This is a genomic window from Caulobacter sp. ErkDOM-E (assembly GCF_048541895.1).
Taxonomy (GTDB): Bacteria; Pseudomonadota; Alphaproteobacteria; order Caulobacterales; family Caulobacteraceae; genus Caulobacter.
The window spans coordinates 2,874,578-2,888,617 of record NZ_CP183331.1 but is presented as its reverse complement, the minus strand read 5'-3'; the positions used below and the strand labels follow the sequence as shown (position 1 = coordinate 2,888,617).

The window sequence follows — 14,040 nt, the reverse complement described above, 5'->3', positions numbered from 1 at the left end:
CGCGATGCATCGTTTCACCCGGAGCGCGGCCCTGGCCGCCGTCGCCACCCTTGGCCTTGCCGGCGCCGCCCTGGCGCAGGACGCCGTTCCGCCCGCTGAGCAGCCGGTCGATCCCTATGCGCAGTCCAACGCCAATGCGCACGCCACGCCCCTGACCGACACCCGGGTGTTTGACGCCTTCCACGGCAAGGACGGCCTGACGCGCATCGCGGCCGACATGGTCGATCGCAGCCTGGCCGACCCGCGCATCAAGGAGATCTTCGCCACCACCGACCTTCCCCGACTGAAGCGGACCCTGGCCGAGCAGTTCTGCTACGTGCTGGGCGGAGGCTGCGACTATACCGGCCGCGACATGAAGAGCGTCCACAAGGACATGGGCGTCACCAACCGGGACTTCAACGCCATGGTCGAAAACCTGCAGTGGGCGATGGAGAAGGAGGGCGTGCCCTTCTTCGCGCAGAACAAGCTGCTGGCCAAGCTGGCCCCGATGCAGCGCGGCGTGGTGGAGCGGTAGTCCAGATATCTGTCATCCCGGGCGAAGCGCAGCGCAGACCCGGGACCACGGCAAGCTCATGCGCTTCCTGCGGTCCCGGCTCGGCGCGCTTTGCGCTTGGCCGGGATGACAGTTTTAGCGACCCGGAACCGCGTCGGCGTAGCGCGGCCAGTTCTTCGACAGCTCATCCACCACCACGCCGCCGACCTTGAAGGCCGCGTCGAGCGAGGATTGCAGGGCCGGAACGCCGGTCTGCTCGCCCAGCAGGTTGGTCGCCGCGTCGCCGCCGGGGGGCTGGGTGGTGTAGTTGCTGGCCGTGCGCAGAACCAGCACGCGCCGGGGGTCGGCGCGGCCCGCGCGGCCCAGGGCGTCGACTGCGGCCAGGACGCCGGTGTCCTCCATGCCGGTCATCACGAAGCCGTCCTGGTCGCCGGTCCAGTAATTGGCCCAGGCCTCGTAGTGCCGGTTGAGGATCTCGCCGTGCCAGAAGGCCTGGCCGCTGACCTCGTCACCCTTCAGCACCATCGGCGGCGTCTGGGCCTTGGGCAGGCCCACATAGGGCGCGCGCAGGGCCTTGAGGGCGTCGTTGTCGGCGATGGCCGCGTCGCGCGTCAGGTCGAAGGCCCAGTCGCGCAGGGTCAGGTTCAGTGGGAACAGGTTTTCGCTGTTCGCCGGCGGCGGCCCTTCATAGGGCGCCTTGCGATGGAGGGGGATCTGGCCGATCGACCAGGCCTTGGGCGTCTCGCGCGGGTCGATCATGTAGCCGAAATCGCTGTCGATCACCGCGCCGATCCAGGCGGCAGAGCCGACCGAGCCCTGGTTGGGATTGACGCCGGCGATGGCCGCGATCAGCCAGTAGCTTTTGGAGAGGTCGAAGCGCGGATCAAGGCCCAGGGCCAGGGTCGAGATCGCCGCGCGGTTGGTGCCCATGCTGGTCGACAGCAGCAGCACCTTGCGGGCCGGATCATAGCGCAGGTCGCGGAAGCCGGTCTTGAACGGGATCTTCTGCGGCATGACCTGGGCCCAGGCCTGGAACTCGCCGGCCTTGTCGCCGGTGTCCTCGCCGATCTCGAAGGCGGTCACCACCACCACCCGCACCTCAAGCGGCGCGGCGAGGGCGGGCGCTGAAGTCAGGCAGGCGAAAAGACAGGCGAGAACCGCGAGACGACGCATGGTCTTCCTCGAAAGAAAAAGGGCCGCGAGAGAATCTCGCGGCCCCGGTTCTTACTGCGCTTGCGGTCCGCGCTGGAAGTACTTGAAGAAGGCGCTGTCGGGGGAAAGCACCAAGGTGGCGTCTCCCTGACCAAGTGACGCCTCATAGGCCTGCATCGAGCGATAGAAGGCCGCGAAGTTGGGGTCCCGGCCGAAGCTGGAGGCGAACAGTTCGGCGCGGCGGGCGTCGCCCTCACCCCGGATCTTTTCGCCTTCTTCGGTCGCGGTCGCCACGATCTCGCGCTTCTGCTGCTCGCCGATGGCGCGCAGCTGGGCGGCCTCCTGCTGGCGGGCGGTCTGCATGCGCTCGAACACGGCCTTCTGGTTGGCCTCGGGCAGGTCGGCGCGGCGGATGCGCACGTCGATGATCTGGACGCCAAGATCGGAAGCCTTCACCTGGCGGCCGACCTCGTCGCGGATGGCGGCCATGACCACGGCGCGCTTGCCGGCGATCACTTCCTCGGAATTGGCCCGGCCGATGGTCTGGCGCAGCGAGGCGTTGACGATGCGCTCCAGCCGGTCCTTGGCTTTCGTCTCATCGCCCAGGGTCTTGTAGAACTGGCGCGGGTCGCTGATCCGGTAGCGGACGAAGGCGTCGACCACCAGGCGCTCCTGGTCGGCGGCGATCACCTCTTCCTGGTCGGCGTTCAGGGCGATGTTGCGGTTGTCGAACTTGACCACACGATCCAGGAACGGCGCCTTCAGGTGCAGGCCCGGCGCGCGGACCACGCGGATCGGGTCGCCGAAGCGGATGACCAGGGCCTGGTGGCGCTGATCGACCTGATAGACGGTCGAACCCAGCAGGACCAGCAGGGCGCCGGCGGCGGCGCCGATGGCGGTGAGACGGTTTTGCGGACCGATCATTGGGCGGCTCCGTCGATGGACTTGACCACGGTGGCGGTCCGCGGGCGGAACGCGTCGGGCGGCAGGATCACCGGGGCGCTGGCGCCCTTGCTGTCGATGATGACCTTGTTCGAATTGGCCAGCACGCGCTGCATGGTCTCAAGATAGAGGCGCTCGCGCGTCACAGCCGGGGCCAGCTTGTACTGGTCATAGATCTGGTTGAAGCGGGCGGCTTCACCGGCCGCCTCGCGCACGACCTGCTCGCGATAGCCCTTGGCCTGCTGGACGATCTCGGCGCTACGGCCCCGCGCCACGTTGGCGGCGGACTGGGCGTTCTGGCTGGCGCGCTGCACGTCGCGGAAGGCGTCGATGACCGGCGGCGGCGGGGTGGCCGTCTGGATCTGCACGCTTTCGACGAAGACCCCGGCGTCATAGCGGTCCAGGATCTGCTGCATCAGGACCTCGGCTTCCAGCTGAAGCTGGCCGCGGCCGGTGGTCAGGATGGGGGTCAGGGCGGTCTTGCCGACCACCTCGCGCATGGCGCTCTCGCCGACGGCGCGGATCACGCTCTCGGGATCGCGGACATTGAACAGGTACTTGGGGGCGTCAGACACCCGCCACTGCACCGAGAAGGCCAGGTCGACGATGTTCTCGTCGCTGGTCAGCATCAGGCGCTCTTCGCCACCGTCCGTGCCGGTGGCGCCGATGTCGGTCGTGCGGATCTCGCTGACCGAGACCTTTTCGACGCTCTCGACCGGGAAGGGCAGGTGATAGCGCAGGCCCGGATTGGCGACGCGCGAGAAGGCGCCGAAGGTGCTGACGACGCCCTGCTGGTTGGGCTGGACGACATAGACGCCCGTCACTGCCCACAGGGCGACGACGGCGCCGGCCGCCGTGGCGATGGCGCGGGGCCGGTCAGGACCCTGAAAGTAGCCGCGCAGGCGCGCGGTCAGATCTTCGATCACCTGGTTCAGGTCGATCGGGGTCTGGGGATCGCGAGGTCCGCCCGATGGGCGGCGCGGACCAGGGCGCGGCGTGTTGTCCTTGTCGCCATTCGGCGGCGGAGAACCCCAGGGACCAGGGCCGGCATTGTCGTTCCAAGGCATGGGCGGCGTTGTCTTCCCGTCGGATTTTGATTTTTCAGCGGGGATTGTAAATCGTTCCCCACACGCGGATATGAGGACCCCCACCCCACAAGGCAAGACATAGACGTGACCGGCGCCGCTTCAACCACCCTCGACGAGGCCCGCGCGGCCCTGGATCTCATCGTCGATCCGTTGACCGGGCAGGGACTTGTGGCTGCCGGACTGGTGCAGGGCCTGGTGGTCCGCAATGGTCGCGCCGGCTTCATGCTGGAGGTCCCGGTCGCCAAGACGGCCGCCTATGCGCCTGTGCGCGAGGCCGCCGAGAAGGCCCTCGCCGACCTGCCGGGGGTCGATGTCGCCCAGGTGGTGCTGACCGCCCAGGCCGCCGAGGGCGCCACCCGGGTGCGCAAGGGCGCCAAGGTGTCCGAGGATCCGAAGGCCCGCATGGTCCCGCCGCCGGAAGCCGAAAAGCCCGCCCATGTGAAACACGTGATCGCCGTGGCCTCCGGCAAGGGCGGGGTGGGCAAGTCCACCGTCGCCACCAACCTGGCCTGCGCCTTCCACGCCATGGGCCTGAAGGTCGGCCTGCTGGACGCCGACATCTACGGCCCGTCCGGTCCGCGCATGATGGGCGTCAATGGCGAACCCAGCTTCGAGGACGGCAAACTTCAGCCCCTGGAGGCCCACGGGATCAAGATCATGTCGATCGGCTTCATGGTCGATGAAGACAAGGCGATGATCTGGCGCGGTCCCATGGCCTCGTCGGCCGTCCGCCAGATGATCCACGAGGTTGCCTGGGGCTCGGAAGCCGCGCCGCTCGATATCCTGGTGGTCGACCTGCCGCCGGGCACCGGCGACGTGCAACTGACCCTCGTGCAGAAACTGCGTATCGACGGCGCCGTGCTGGTCACTACGCCGCAGGAGATCGCCCTGATCGACGCGCGCCGCGCCGCGATCATGTTCGGCAAGACGGCCACCCGGATCCTGGGCCTGATCGAGAACATGGCCTTCTTCGCCGACCCTTCGACCGGCGCCCCGATCCCGATCTTCGGTTCCGGCGGCGGCGTGGCCGAGGCCAGGGTGCTGGGCGTGCCGGTGCTGGCGGAGGTTCCGATCGAACTGGCTGTCCGCGAAGGCGGCGACCACGGCCTCCCCGTGGTGCTGGGCAAGCCCGACAGTGCGGCGGCCCGGGCGTTTGTCGGGGCCGCGAAGGCGTTGTGGGGCATTGTCAGGAACTAGCATTGCCTGACGCCCGTACAGGCGCATAGGGGCCAGAAAAGCCGTCCGAGCACGGCCCGGACGGCCTGTTCCTGTCTAGATCACGTCAGCCCTAGAAGCTGAAACGCGCGCCCGTCGACATCACGACGGCGGATCCCGTCACGTCGCCGCGCAGGTTGACGATCGAGCTGGTCGCCGTCACGTCGGTTCGATTGATCTTCGTGTCTTCGAAGCCGATGTAGCTGAGGGCCGCGTCGAGCTTCAGGTTCGGCTTGGCCGCCCAGGTGGCGCCGGCCGCATACATCATGCGGTTGCCGTCCGGCACGCGGGCCGTGCGGCCGATGTCCGGGGTCGGGGTCGGATCGTACTGCACGCCGGCCCGCAGGGTCAGGCGCGGGCTGGCCTGATAGTCGACGCCGACAGCGGCGGTGGTGATGTCCTTGTAGTCCTGGACGCTGGTCGAGCTAGAGGTCGCATACTTGACGCGGATGGCGTCGAACTGGCTCCAGCCGATGCGGCTGACCGAACCGTTCAGGGTGACGCGGTCATTGACCGCCCAGCGCGCGCCGATGATGGCCATCCAGGGGGTGGTGATCTGGGCCTCGCCGGCGGTCTTGAAGTTGCTGGACGCCGGGATGGGCGCCAGCAGACCCGAGACGGCGACCTCGCCCTTCAGGGTCTGTTCGACCTTGGCGCGGTAGCTGGCGCCCAGGGTCAGGGCCGGGGTGGGACGATATTGCGCGCCCACGGTCCAGCCATAGGTCCAGCCGTCGCCCTTGAGTGACTGCAGGCCATCGGCCTGCAGCGGCGAGATGTTGGGCAGGGCGTTGGTCAGTTCCGCGTCGGCATGGACGGCGCTGACGCCGACGCCGAGGTCCAGCTTGTCATTGACGCGCCAGGCCACCGTGCCCTGGAGGTCGGCCGTGGTCAGGCGCGACTTGAGCGCGTCATAGCGGGTCCAGCTGCGCGGACCATATTCGGTGGTGAAATTGTAGGGCGCGGCCAGCGACAGGCCCAGGGTCAGGTGCTCATTGATCCGCCAGGCGCTGGCGAAGTTGGGCACGACGCCGCTCTTGATCGGCTTGGAGACGCGGCTGTCGCCGCCGATCGCCGTCGTCACCGGCACGGGGCGGGTGATGGTCGAGCCGTTGTTGTTGACGTCGGAATCGACCTGGATGGCGTGCAGACCGCCATAGACCTCATGGGCCTCCAGGCCGGCGATCGCGGCGGGGTTCCACCACAGGCTGGATGCGCCGTGATCAGCGACCTCGCCCGAATAGGCCCGGCCCGCGCCGCGCACCGATTGTTCCTGCAGATAGAAGGCCGAAGCGGAGGCCTGGGAGGCGGCGACGAGCACGCCAAAAGCCACGCCGACGGCGAGGCGGTTACGCGAAAAAGTCATGAACTGACGAGACCTTCTTGGGGAGGAGAAGTCCCCAAGCGTCTTGCGGCGCTGGAGGAGCGCCGCGTCTAGCGGATTGAGTCAGAAACCGTCGCTATTTCTCAGTTGTGGGGCGAATTTTATACATCCAGTCAAAGAAACGGGGCCGCGAAGGCCCCGTTTCAACCGCTGTTATGTCAGTAATGGCGCAAATGCGGCCCCAAAGGGGTCGCTTTCACTACAAGACTATTGTCAGCCGCCCGCCATTTTGCGGAAGAACTTCTGACCTTGCTCGCCGCCGTTGAAATAGGCCTTTTGGCCGTCTTCGGCGGTGATCTGGCCCCAATGGTCGCGGATGCCCTCGGCCGACAGTTCGCCGTCGCTGAGATAGACGCCTTCGGTTTCATAGAGGCGCGTCAGGGCGAAGGCGCCGGCGCCGGCGGTCAGGATCGCGCCGGTCGGGGCTTCGTCGGAGACCAGATACATCACGCCTGGCGTGACCGCCTCGGGCGCCAGCTTGGCCAGCACTTCGGGCGGCATCAGGCCCTCGGTCATGCGGGTGGCGGCGACCGGGCTGATGGCGTTGATGTGGACGTTGTTCTTTTGACCCTCCAGCTTGAGGGTGTTCATCAGGCCCAGCACCGCCATCTTGGCCGCGCCGTAATTGGACTGGCCGAAATTGCCGTACATGCCCGACGACGAGGTCGTCACGACGATGCGGCCGTAGTTCTGGGCCTTCATGATGTCCCAGACCGCCTTGATCGGCTTGAACGTGCCCCAGACGTGGACCTGCATGACCGCCTCGAAGTCGGCCAGCTCCATCTTGCTCAGGGTCTTGTCGCGCAGGATGCCGGCATTGGCGATCAGGATGTCGATCCGGCCCCAGGTGTCCATGGTGGTCTTGACCAGGTCGGCGACGCCGGCGTCGTCGGTCACCGAGGCGCCGTGGGCGATGGCTTCGCCGCCGGCGGCCTTGATCTCTTCCACGACCTTCAGGGCGGCGTCTGACGAGCCGCCCGAACCGTCGACGCTGCCGCCCAGATCGTTGACCACCACCTTGGCGCCGCGACGGGCCAGTTCCAGAGCGTGCTGTCGGCCAAGGCCGCCACCTGCGCCCGTAACGATCGCTACCTTGCCGTCAAAACGGATGTCCGACATGCCCTAGTCTCCCTCAAACGCGTGTTTAGTTTGGCGCGTTTGTGCGGCGCGGGAGGGGAGGCGTCAAGGGCGCCGGCGCCGCGCGGCCCAGACGTTTTGCGCCGCTCAGGCGTTCCGTGTCCGAGCCTTGATCCTGATCACAGTGTCATGGGCCGCAGAGGCATATGGCGAAGGCCGGACGCCAGGAGAACCTCGCTATGCCTGACCATCCGCCACACCCTGCCCACGCTCCCAAAGGCGCGGCGCCGGGGCCCGCCGCGATTGGATCTTTCTACACCTGTCCGATGCATCCCAGGGTTCGGACGGTGGGGCCCGGTGTCTGTCCGATCTGCGGCATGGCGCTGGAGCCCGAGGCGCCGCAGCTTGACGATGGCCCCAATCCCGAACTGACAGACATGACCCGGCGGTTCTGGATCGCTCTGGTCCTCACCCTGCCGGTCTTCGTGCTGGACATGGGCGCGCACCTGTTTGGCCTGATGCCGCCCTGGGGGGACCGCGCCAACGCCTTTATCCAGCTGGCTCTGGCTTCGCCGGTTGTGCTGTGGACGGGCTGGCCGTTCTTCCAGCGTGGCTGGGCGTCGATCCTGGCGCGCAGCCTCAACATGTTCACCCTGATCGCCCTGGGGACTGGCGCGGCCTATCTCTATTCGCTGGTCGCGACCCTGGCGCCGGACCTGCTGCCCGCCAGCTTCAAGGGCCATCACGGACAGGCGCCGGTCTATTTCGAGGCCGCAGCGGTGATCACCGTCCTGGTCCTGCTGGGCCAGGTGCTGGAACTGCGGGCGCGCGAGCGCACCGGCGGCGCCATCCGCGCCCTGCTGGATCTGGCCCCGCGCACGGCCCGGCGCATCGGCGCCGACGGCCAGGACGCCGAGGTCGACATCGACGCGATCCTGGTGGGCGACCGGCTGCGGGTCAGGCCCGGCGAGACGATCCCCGTCGACGGCGTGGTGCTGGAAGGGCGCGGCCATGTCGACGAGGCCATGGTGACCGGCGAGTCGATGCCGGTGCTCAAGGCGCCGGGTTCGCTGCTGGTCGGCGGAGCGATCAACAAGAGCGGCGGTTTTGTCATGCAGGCCCAGCGGGTCGGGCGCGACACCCTGCTGTCGCGGATCGTGGCCATGGTCGCCCAGGCCCAGCGGTCGCGCGCGCCGATCCAGCGGCTGGCCGACCGGGTCGCGGCCTGGTTCGTGCCCATCGTGCTCGCCGCCGCCGTCCTGGCCTTCGCGGCCTGGGCGCTGGTCGGGCCCGAGCCGCGCCTGGCCAACGCCCTGGTTGCGGCCGTGGGGGTGCTGATCATCGCCTGTCCCTGCGCCCTGGGATTGGCCACGCCGATGTCGATCATGGTCGGGGTCGGGCGCGGCGCCCAGGCGGGCATCCTGCTGAAGGACGCCCAGGCTCTGGAGCGGCTGGAGCGTATCGACGTGCTGGTGGTCGACAAGACCGGCACCCTCACCGAAGGCCGGCCTGTCCTGACCGCCATCCAGACCGTCGGGGTGACGGAGGACGAGCTCCTTCGCCTGGCCGCCAGCCTGGAACGCGGCAGCGAGCATCCGCTGGGCAAGGCGATCGTCGAGGCCGCCGAGGCGCGAAAGCTTGCCCTGGCCGAGGTCGCCGGGTTCGACTCGCCCGTGGGACGCGGCGTGACCGGTCTGGTCGAGGGCCGCCGCGTGGCGATCGGGGCCGAGCCTTACATGTCCGATCTGGCGATCGCGGTCACCGATCTGGCCAAGGGCGCCGAGGCGCTGAGAGGCGAGGGGGCGACGGTGGTCTTCGTGGCGCTGGACGGCGCGGCCGCCGGGCTGCTGGCGATCAAGGACCCCATCCGTCCGTCCAGCCGCAGCGCGATCAAGGCGCTGAAGGACCAGGGCGTTCGCGTGCTGATGATGACCGGTGACAATGAGGTCACCGCCATGGCCGTGGCTCGCGCTCTGGGCATCGATGAGGTGGAGGCCGGGGTGCTTCCCGACCGCAAGGCCCATGTCGTCGAACGGCTGAAAGCCGGAGGGGTTTCGGTGGTCATGGCGGGCGATGGCGTCAATGACGCCCCGGCCCTGGCGGCGGCTGATGTCGGCATCGCCATGGGCGGCGGCGCCGATGTGGCGATGGAGGCGGCCGGCGTCACCCTGCTGAACGGCGACCTGATGGGCGTGGTCCGGGCCCGCTCGCTGTCGCGGGCGGTGATGCGCAATATCCGCCAGAACCTGACCTTCGCCTTCGCCTACAACGCTGCCGGCGTGCCGATCGCGGCCGGGGCGCTGTATCCGGCCTTCGGCCTGACCCTGACGCCGCAGCTGGCCGCCCTGGCCATGGCGCTCAGCTCGGTCAGCGTGATCGGCAACGCCCTGCGGCTGAGGACCTGGAAGGCCTGAGCCCCAACGAAAAACGCCGGGCGGAGAACCGCCCGGCGCCTCGTGGTCTCTGGAAGCGGGTTGGCTAGCTCGGCTTGGTCATGCCGCCGCCGACGGGGGCGGTCGGCTTGTTGCGCTTCACGCCGGCCTTCTTGCCGGGCTTCATGAACTTGACCAGCACGCGCTGGCCGACCAGCAGCGGGGCGCCGTCGGCGCTGACCACCACCTCGACCACGCGCTCGTCGCTGCGTTGGCTGGGATCGTCGGAGGCCAGCTTGCGGGCCCCGAACACGGCGGCGCGGCGCAGGACCTTGCCGATATAGACCTTGTCGGGATCGCCTTCGGGCTGGATTTCGACCTCCTGGCCGTTGGCCACATTGGGGATGTCGGCCTCGACGATCTCGGCGCGGACGATGCGCTGGGTGTCGGGCTCAAGGTCGAACATGTTGGACACGTTCAGGGTCGAGGCGCCGGCGCCGGGATTGGCGTAGCGGCGGGCGATGCGGCCGTTCATCGGCGCGCGGATCACCGTGAGTTCCAGGTTGTACTGGGCCTCGTTCTTGCGGGCGATGGCGGTGGCGACCTGGGCCTGCTGGGCGGCCAGGGTGGCGCGGGCGTTGGCGATGGCGTCTGACGCCGCATCGACGCGCGTGCCGGCCACGAAGTTGCTGGCGGTCAGCTTGCTGAGACGCGCATGCTCGCGCTGGGCGGTGGTCAGCTGGACGCGGGTGGCGTTCATCATGGCGCGCGCCTGGTCGACTTCGGCGCTGGCGCGTTCGACGGACAGGCGGCCCTCGTCGCTCTGCTGGCGGGCCAGGATCTGGTCTTTCACGACCACGTCGCCTTCCTGGACATAGACGGCCTCGACCACGCCGCCGCGACGGGCGGCGACCTGGATGATGCCGCCCTCGACATCGGCCTTGCCGTTGGCGATGGCCGCATAGGGGCTGGGCTCTTCCTGGGCCGCGGCCACCTCGAGCTTCTTCTTTTTCTCGGCCGCCTGGCCCTTCATGTAGAAGAACCCGCCGCCGCCAGCGGCGAGCACGACGATGACGATCCAGAACATTGGGCGGCGCAAAAAGCCGAACATATCAGTTTCCCCCAGAAATCAGTGGCTGAGCGGACCGGGATTGGCGTCGGGCGTTCTACGCACGTCGTCCAGGATCCGGCCGTCTTCGATGTGGATGACGCGGTCGGCATAGGCCTCCAACCGCGGGTCGTGGGTAACGCAGATCACCGCCGCGCCGCGCTCGGTCGCCGCAGCGCGCAGGAGCTTGATGACGGTTTCGCCGCTCTTGCCGTCGAGGGCCGAGGTCGGCTCGTCGGCAAAGATCAGGTTGGGGTTCTTGGCCAGGGCGCGGGCGATGGCCACCCGCTGCTTCTCGCCGCCCGACAGTTCCGAAGGCCGCTGATTGACGCGCGGGCCAAGGCCCACCGACTCCAGCGCCGCCTGGGCGCGGCGCGAGGCCTCGCCCGGACCCACGTTCTGGTACTTCAGAACGGTCATCACCTGCTGCTTGGCGGTGAGGGCCGGGAACAGGTTGAAGCCCTGGAAGATGAAGCCGCAGTGGTCGAGGCGGAACTTGTCGATCTTGCCGGCCGACAGCGACCAGAGGTCATTGGCCTCCAGCGCGGTGACCTTGCCCTCGTCGGGCTTGAGCAGACCGGACAGGGCGGCCACGAGGGTCGACTTGCCCGAGCCCGAGGGGCCCATGACCATGGTCACGTCGCCATGCTTGGCGTCGAAGTCCACGCCCTTGAGCACCTCGATAAAGGTCCGGCCGGTCTTGAACCGCTTGACCAGGCCTTGGGCCGAGAGGGCGCTCTGGCCGCGCAGGTGGCTGTGATCGTTGCTCATCGCAGCAGGTCCGCGGGTTGGCTGTTCTTCAGGATGCCCAGCGACAGGAAGCCGGAGAGCATGGCGATCAACACGAGGAAGATCGCGACGGTGATGATCAGGCTGGGCGGGAAGAACATCGGCACGCCGCCGGCGCTGGCCAGCAGGGTGACCAACCAGGTCAGCAGACCTGCGGCCCCGACCCCGACGATGCCGACCCAGAAGGACAGCTCCATGACGATGTTGCGCAGGTCGCCCATCGACACGCCCAGGGCGCGCAGGGAGGCGAACTCCTTGATATTGGCCATGATCGCGCCGCGCAGGGTCTGCCAGGTGATGGCGACGCCGATCAGCAGGCCCAGGAAGGCCGAGAAGCCCAGCATGATGCCGATGATCTGGTCGTCCAGCATGGCGCTGGAATTGGCGTCGGCCAGTTCCTGACGGGTCCAGGCGCGGAACTTGCCGTCGGCCTTCTTGTTCAGCTGGGCCGCCACGATCTCGGCGCGGGCCGGGTCGCGGATCTGCACCATCAGGGGACCGACCCGCTGGCCGGTGTCGGCCTCGCCCAGCATCCGCAGGGTGTCGCGCGACATCACCAGGGTGGGCTGGATGATGTTGGGATAGCCGGTGGTGACCACGGCGATATTGATGGTCTTGCCGTTATAGATCGCCTTGTCGCCCTTCTTGACGCCCAGGCGCTTCAGGGCGGTCTGATCGACGGCCACGGCATAGGGCTGGCGCAGGGCCTCGACCATCGACTGGGTGTAGTCGGTCGGCACGGTGACATAGCCGGGGATGGCGTCGATCACGGTGACGTTGACGAACTCGGTCTTGCGACCGCCGCCTTCGCCACCGGCCGGCTTGCCGCCCTTGGCGGCGGCCTTGGTGCGGGCGTCAATCTTGGCCTGCTCCTCGGGAGACAGGATGTTCTGGAACCGGCCGCCGGACCCGTCGAGGGGCGCGACCTGGGTCACTTCAGGGTGGCTGTAGACCAGCGGGATCATGCGCCGCGGCAGGCCCGAGGGACCGCCGAACAGCGCCTTGGCGCCGGGGCCCAGCACCATGATGTCGGCGCGCGCCCGGTCGATCTGGGCGGTGAAGCCCTTGCCGATGCCGACGAACATGCCGACCTGGGCCAGCACCAGAAGGCCCGAGAACGCCAGGGCGACCACGGCCGCCATGTATCGACGCCACTCGTAAAGCAAAGTGGCCAAGGCCAGCGACATGCGAAAAATGCTCCCCCAATCAAGGGTTGCAGCAATGACCGGCGTTCATCCAGCGGCCAAGTTAAATCGGGGTAAGGCGGAGCATCCGGCGGCGTGGCGGGGGCGCCGGGGTTTCAGCGGTGCAGCTTTCCTCGATATTTCCAGCCGGTAACATGCTGAAATATGGAATGTTTTTCGCTGGTCATTGCGTGCGCCGGCTCACTCGGCGCGGGCGCTCCGCTCTTTGGGGTCGGGCGCTGCAATCTGAAAGGAGAGCGCAATGACCGTCTCAAGTGTCGGTTCCTCATCGCTGACGCAGCAAATGCGGCAGCTTCAACAATCGATGTTCACCACGGCGGACGCCGATTCCGACGGCGCGCTGTCGCTGACCGAGTTCCAGTCGATTGGGCAGAAAGTGCAGGGCGGCGGCGATCGCCCCCCTGCGCCGCCCATGGGCGGGCAGGGCGGCCCCGGCGGAAATTTCAGCGGCGACACACTGCGCTCGCTGATGTCGGTGCAGATTCTGGGCTCGGACGCCGGTTCGATCCTCGGCAGCGGCGACACCGATGCCGACGGCCTGATGTCGGCCGACGAGATTTCCACCGCCCTGGCCGCCAATGCGCCGGAACAGGCCAAGGGCCTGGGCCTGGAAGGCAAGATGGCGCAGGACATGATCTCCGCGCTTGATTCCGACGCCGACGGCGCCCTGTCGTCTGACGAGATCGCCTCGGGCCTGTCCTCTGCGCAGTCGGCCCTGCAGGGCATGGGCGGTCCGCCTCCGGGTGGTCCGCCGCCGTCTGAGGTCGCCGGCCAGAGCGCCTCGGCGTCTTCTGGGGCCAGCGGTTCCAGCACGACCTACGACACCCGCGACACCAACGAGGACGGAACCGTCTCGGCCAGCGAGCTGCTGGCCTCTCTGGACACCGATGAAAACGGATCGCTGTCGACAACCGAGTTCGACGTGTTGATGGACGCCCTCAGCGCGGTCCAGGACTCGAGCGGCAGCGCCCTCGCGGGCGCGGCGAGCGATGGCGGCGGGTCAGGCGCCGGCGCCTCCCGGCCCAGTGTGGCTTCAGACCTGATGCAGAAGCTGCTGGCGCAGCTGAACACCGCGATGACATCCGGTTCCGCGTCGGCCGACTCTATCAGCGCCACGGCCTGAAGTCATCCCTTTCCTCCGGTCCTTCCGGCGATACAGCCTATCGCCGGGAGGGTCGGGGGCGGGGGAGATCCTGCCGTCCTGACGGCACAAGTCCC

12 protein-coding genes are annotated in these 14,040 nt (G+C 68.0%); 4 read left to right on the top strand and 8 right to left on the bottom strand.

The window, feature by feature from the left end; translation table 11 throughout:
* Positions 1-4 precede the first annotated feature (4 nt).
* The gene (locus tag ACN2C7_RS14225) at positions 5-514 is read left to right on the top strand and encodes a group I truncated hemoglobin (RefSeq protein ID WP_419317624.1); all 510 of its coding nucleotides are present in this window, start codon (positions 5-7) and stop codon (positions 512-514) included.
* Positions 515-628: 114 nt separating this feature from the next.
* On the opposite strand, the gene ACN2C7_RS14220 is transcribed toward ACN2C7_RS14225, so the two are convergent.
* From ACN2C7_RS14220 to hflK, 3 genes are read right to left on the bottom strand one after another with little or no spacing between them, the layout of a single operon-like run.
* The gene (locus ACN2C7_RS14220; protein WP_419317623.1) at positions 629-1,666 is read right to left on the bottom strand and encodes a purine nucleoside permease; all 1,038 of its coding nucleotides are present in this window, start codon (positions 1,664-1,666) and stop codon (positions 629-631) included.
* 51 nt (positions 1,667-1,717) lie between these two features.
* Positions 1,718-2,569 carry a protease modulator HflC gene (gene hflC, locus ACN2C7_RS14215; RefSeq protein ID WP_419317622.1) on the bottom strand — a complete coding sequence of 284 codons (852 nt, stop codon included), beginning with the start codon at positions 2,567-2,569 and terminating at the stop codon, positions 1,718-1,720.
* On the bottom strand, positions 2,566-3,654 hold the full coding sequence (gene hflK / locus ACN2C7_RS14210; protein WP_419317621.1) for an FtsH protease activity modulator HflK: 1,089 nt from the start codon (positions 3,652-3,654) through the stop codon (positions 2,566-2,568). The genes hflC and hflK overlap by 4 nt, the downstream gene beginning before the upstream one ends.
* Before the next feature lie 105 nt (positions 3,655-3,759).
* Here hflK and ACN2C7_RS14205 point away from each other — a divergent pair, with 105 nt between their 5' ends.
* On the top strand, positions 3,760-4,872 hold the full coding sequence (locus ACN2C7_RS14205; RefSeq protein ID WP_419317620.1) for an Mrp/NBP35 family ATP-binding protein: 1,113 nt from the start codon (positions 3,760-3,762) through the stop codon (positions 4,870-4,872).
* A 91-nt stretch (positions 4,873-4,963) separates the two neighbouring features.
* Here ACN2C7_RS14205 and ACN2C7_RS14200 read toward each other — a convergent pair whose 3' ends face one another.
* Together ACN2C7_RS14200 and ACN2C7_RS14195 are read right to left on the bottom strand one after the other, a co-directional pair.
* Positions 4,964-6,253, bottom strand: coding sequence for an outer membrane protein transport protein (locus ACN2C7_RS14200; protein ID WP_419317619.1), 1,290 nt, complete (start codon positions 6,251-6,253; stop codon positions 4,964-4,966).
* Between the two features lie 231 nt (positions 6,254-6,484).
* The gene (locus ACN2C7_RS14195; protein ID WP_419317618.1) at positions 6,485-7,390 is read right to left on the bottom strand and encodes an SDR family NAD(P)-dependent oxidoreductase; all 906 of its coding nucleotides are present in this window, start codon (positions 7,388-7,390) and stop codon (positions 6,485-6,487) included.
* Between the two features lie 197 nt (positions 7,391-7,587).
* Here ACN2C7_RS14195 and ACN2C7_RS14190 point away from each other — a divergent pair, with 197 nt between their 5' ends.
* Positions 7,588-9,762, top strand: a complete 2,175-nt coding sequence (locus tag ACN2C7_RS14190) for a copper-transporting P-type ATPase (protein ID WP_419317617.1) — start codon at positions 7,588-7,590, stop codon at positions 9,760-9,762.
* 64 nt (positions 9,763-9,826) lie between these two features.
* Here ACN2C7_RS14190 and ACN2C7_RS14185 read toward each other — a convergent pair whose 3' ends face one another.
* From ACN2C7_RS14185 to ACN2C7_RS14175, 3 genes are read right to left on the bottom strand one after another with little or no spacing between them, the layout of a single operon-like run.
* A complete protein-coding gene (locus tag ACN2C7_RS14185; protein ID WP_419317616.1) occupies positions 9,827-10,831 on the bottom strand; it encodes an HlyD family secretion protein in 1,005 nt (334 codons plus the stop codon).
* Positions 10,832-10,849: 18 nt separating this feature from the next.
* Positions 10,850-11,599 carry an ABC transporter ATP-binding protein gene (locus tag ACN2C7_RS14180; protein ID WP_419317615.1) on the bottom strand — a complete coding sequence of 250 codons (750 nt, stop codon included), beginning with the start codon at positions 11,597-11,599 and terminating at the stop codon, positions 10,850-10,852.
* A complete protein-coding gene (locus ACN2C7_RS14175) occupies positions 11,596-12,804 on the bottom strand; it encodes an ABC transporter permease (RefSeq protein ID WP_419317614.1) in 1,209 nt (402 codons plus the stop codon). The genes ACN2C7_RS14180 and ACN2C7_RS14175 overlap by 4 nt, the downstream gene beginning before the upstream one ends.
* A 301-nt stretch (positions 12,805-13,105) precedes the next feature.
* On the opposite strand from ACN2C7_RS14175, the gene ACN2C7_RS14170 reads away from it, so the two are divergent.
* Positions 13,106-13,945 (top strand): EF-hand domain-containing protein, encoded by an 840-nt coding sequence (locus tag ACN2C7_RS14170; protein ID WP_419317613.1) that lies wholly within the window; start codon positions 13,106-13,108, stop codon positions 13,943-13,945.
* Positions 13,946-14,040 lie beyond the last annotated feature (95 nt).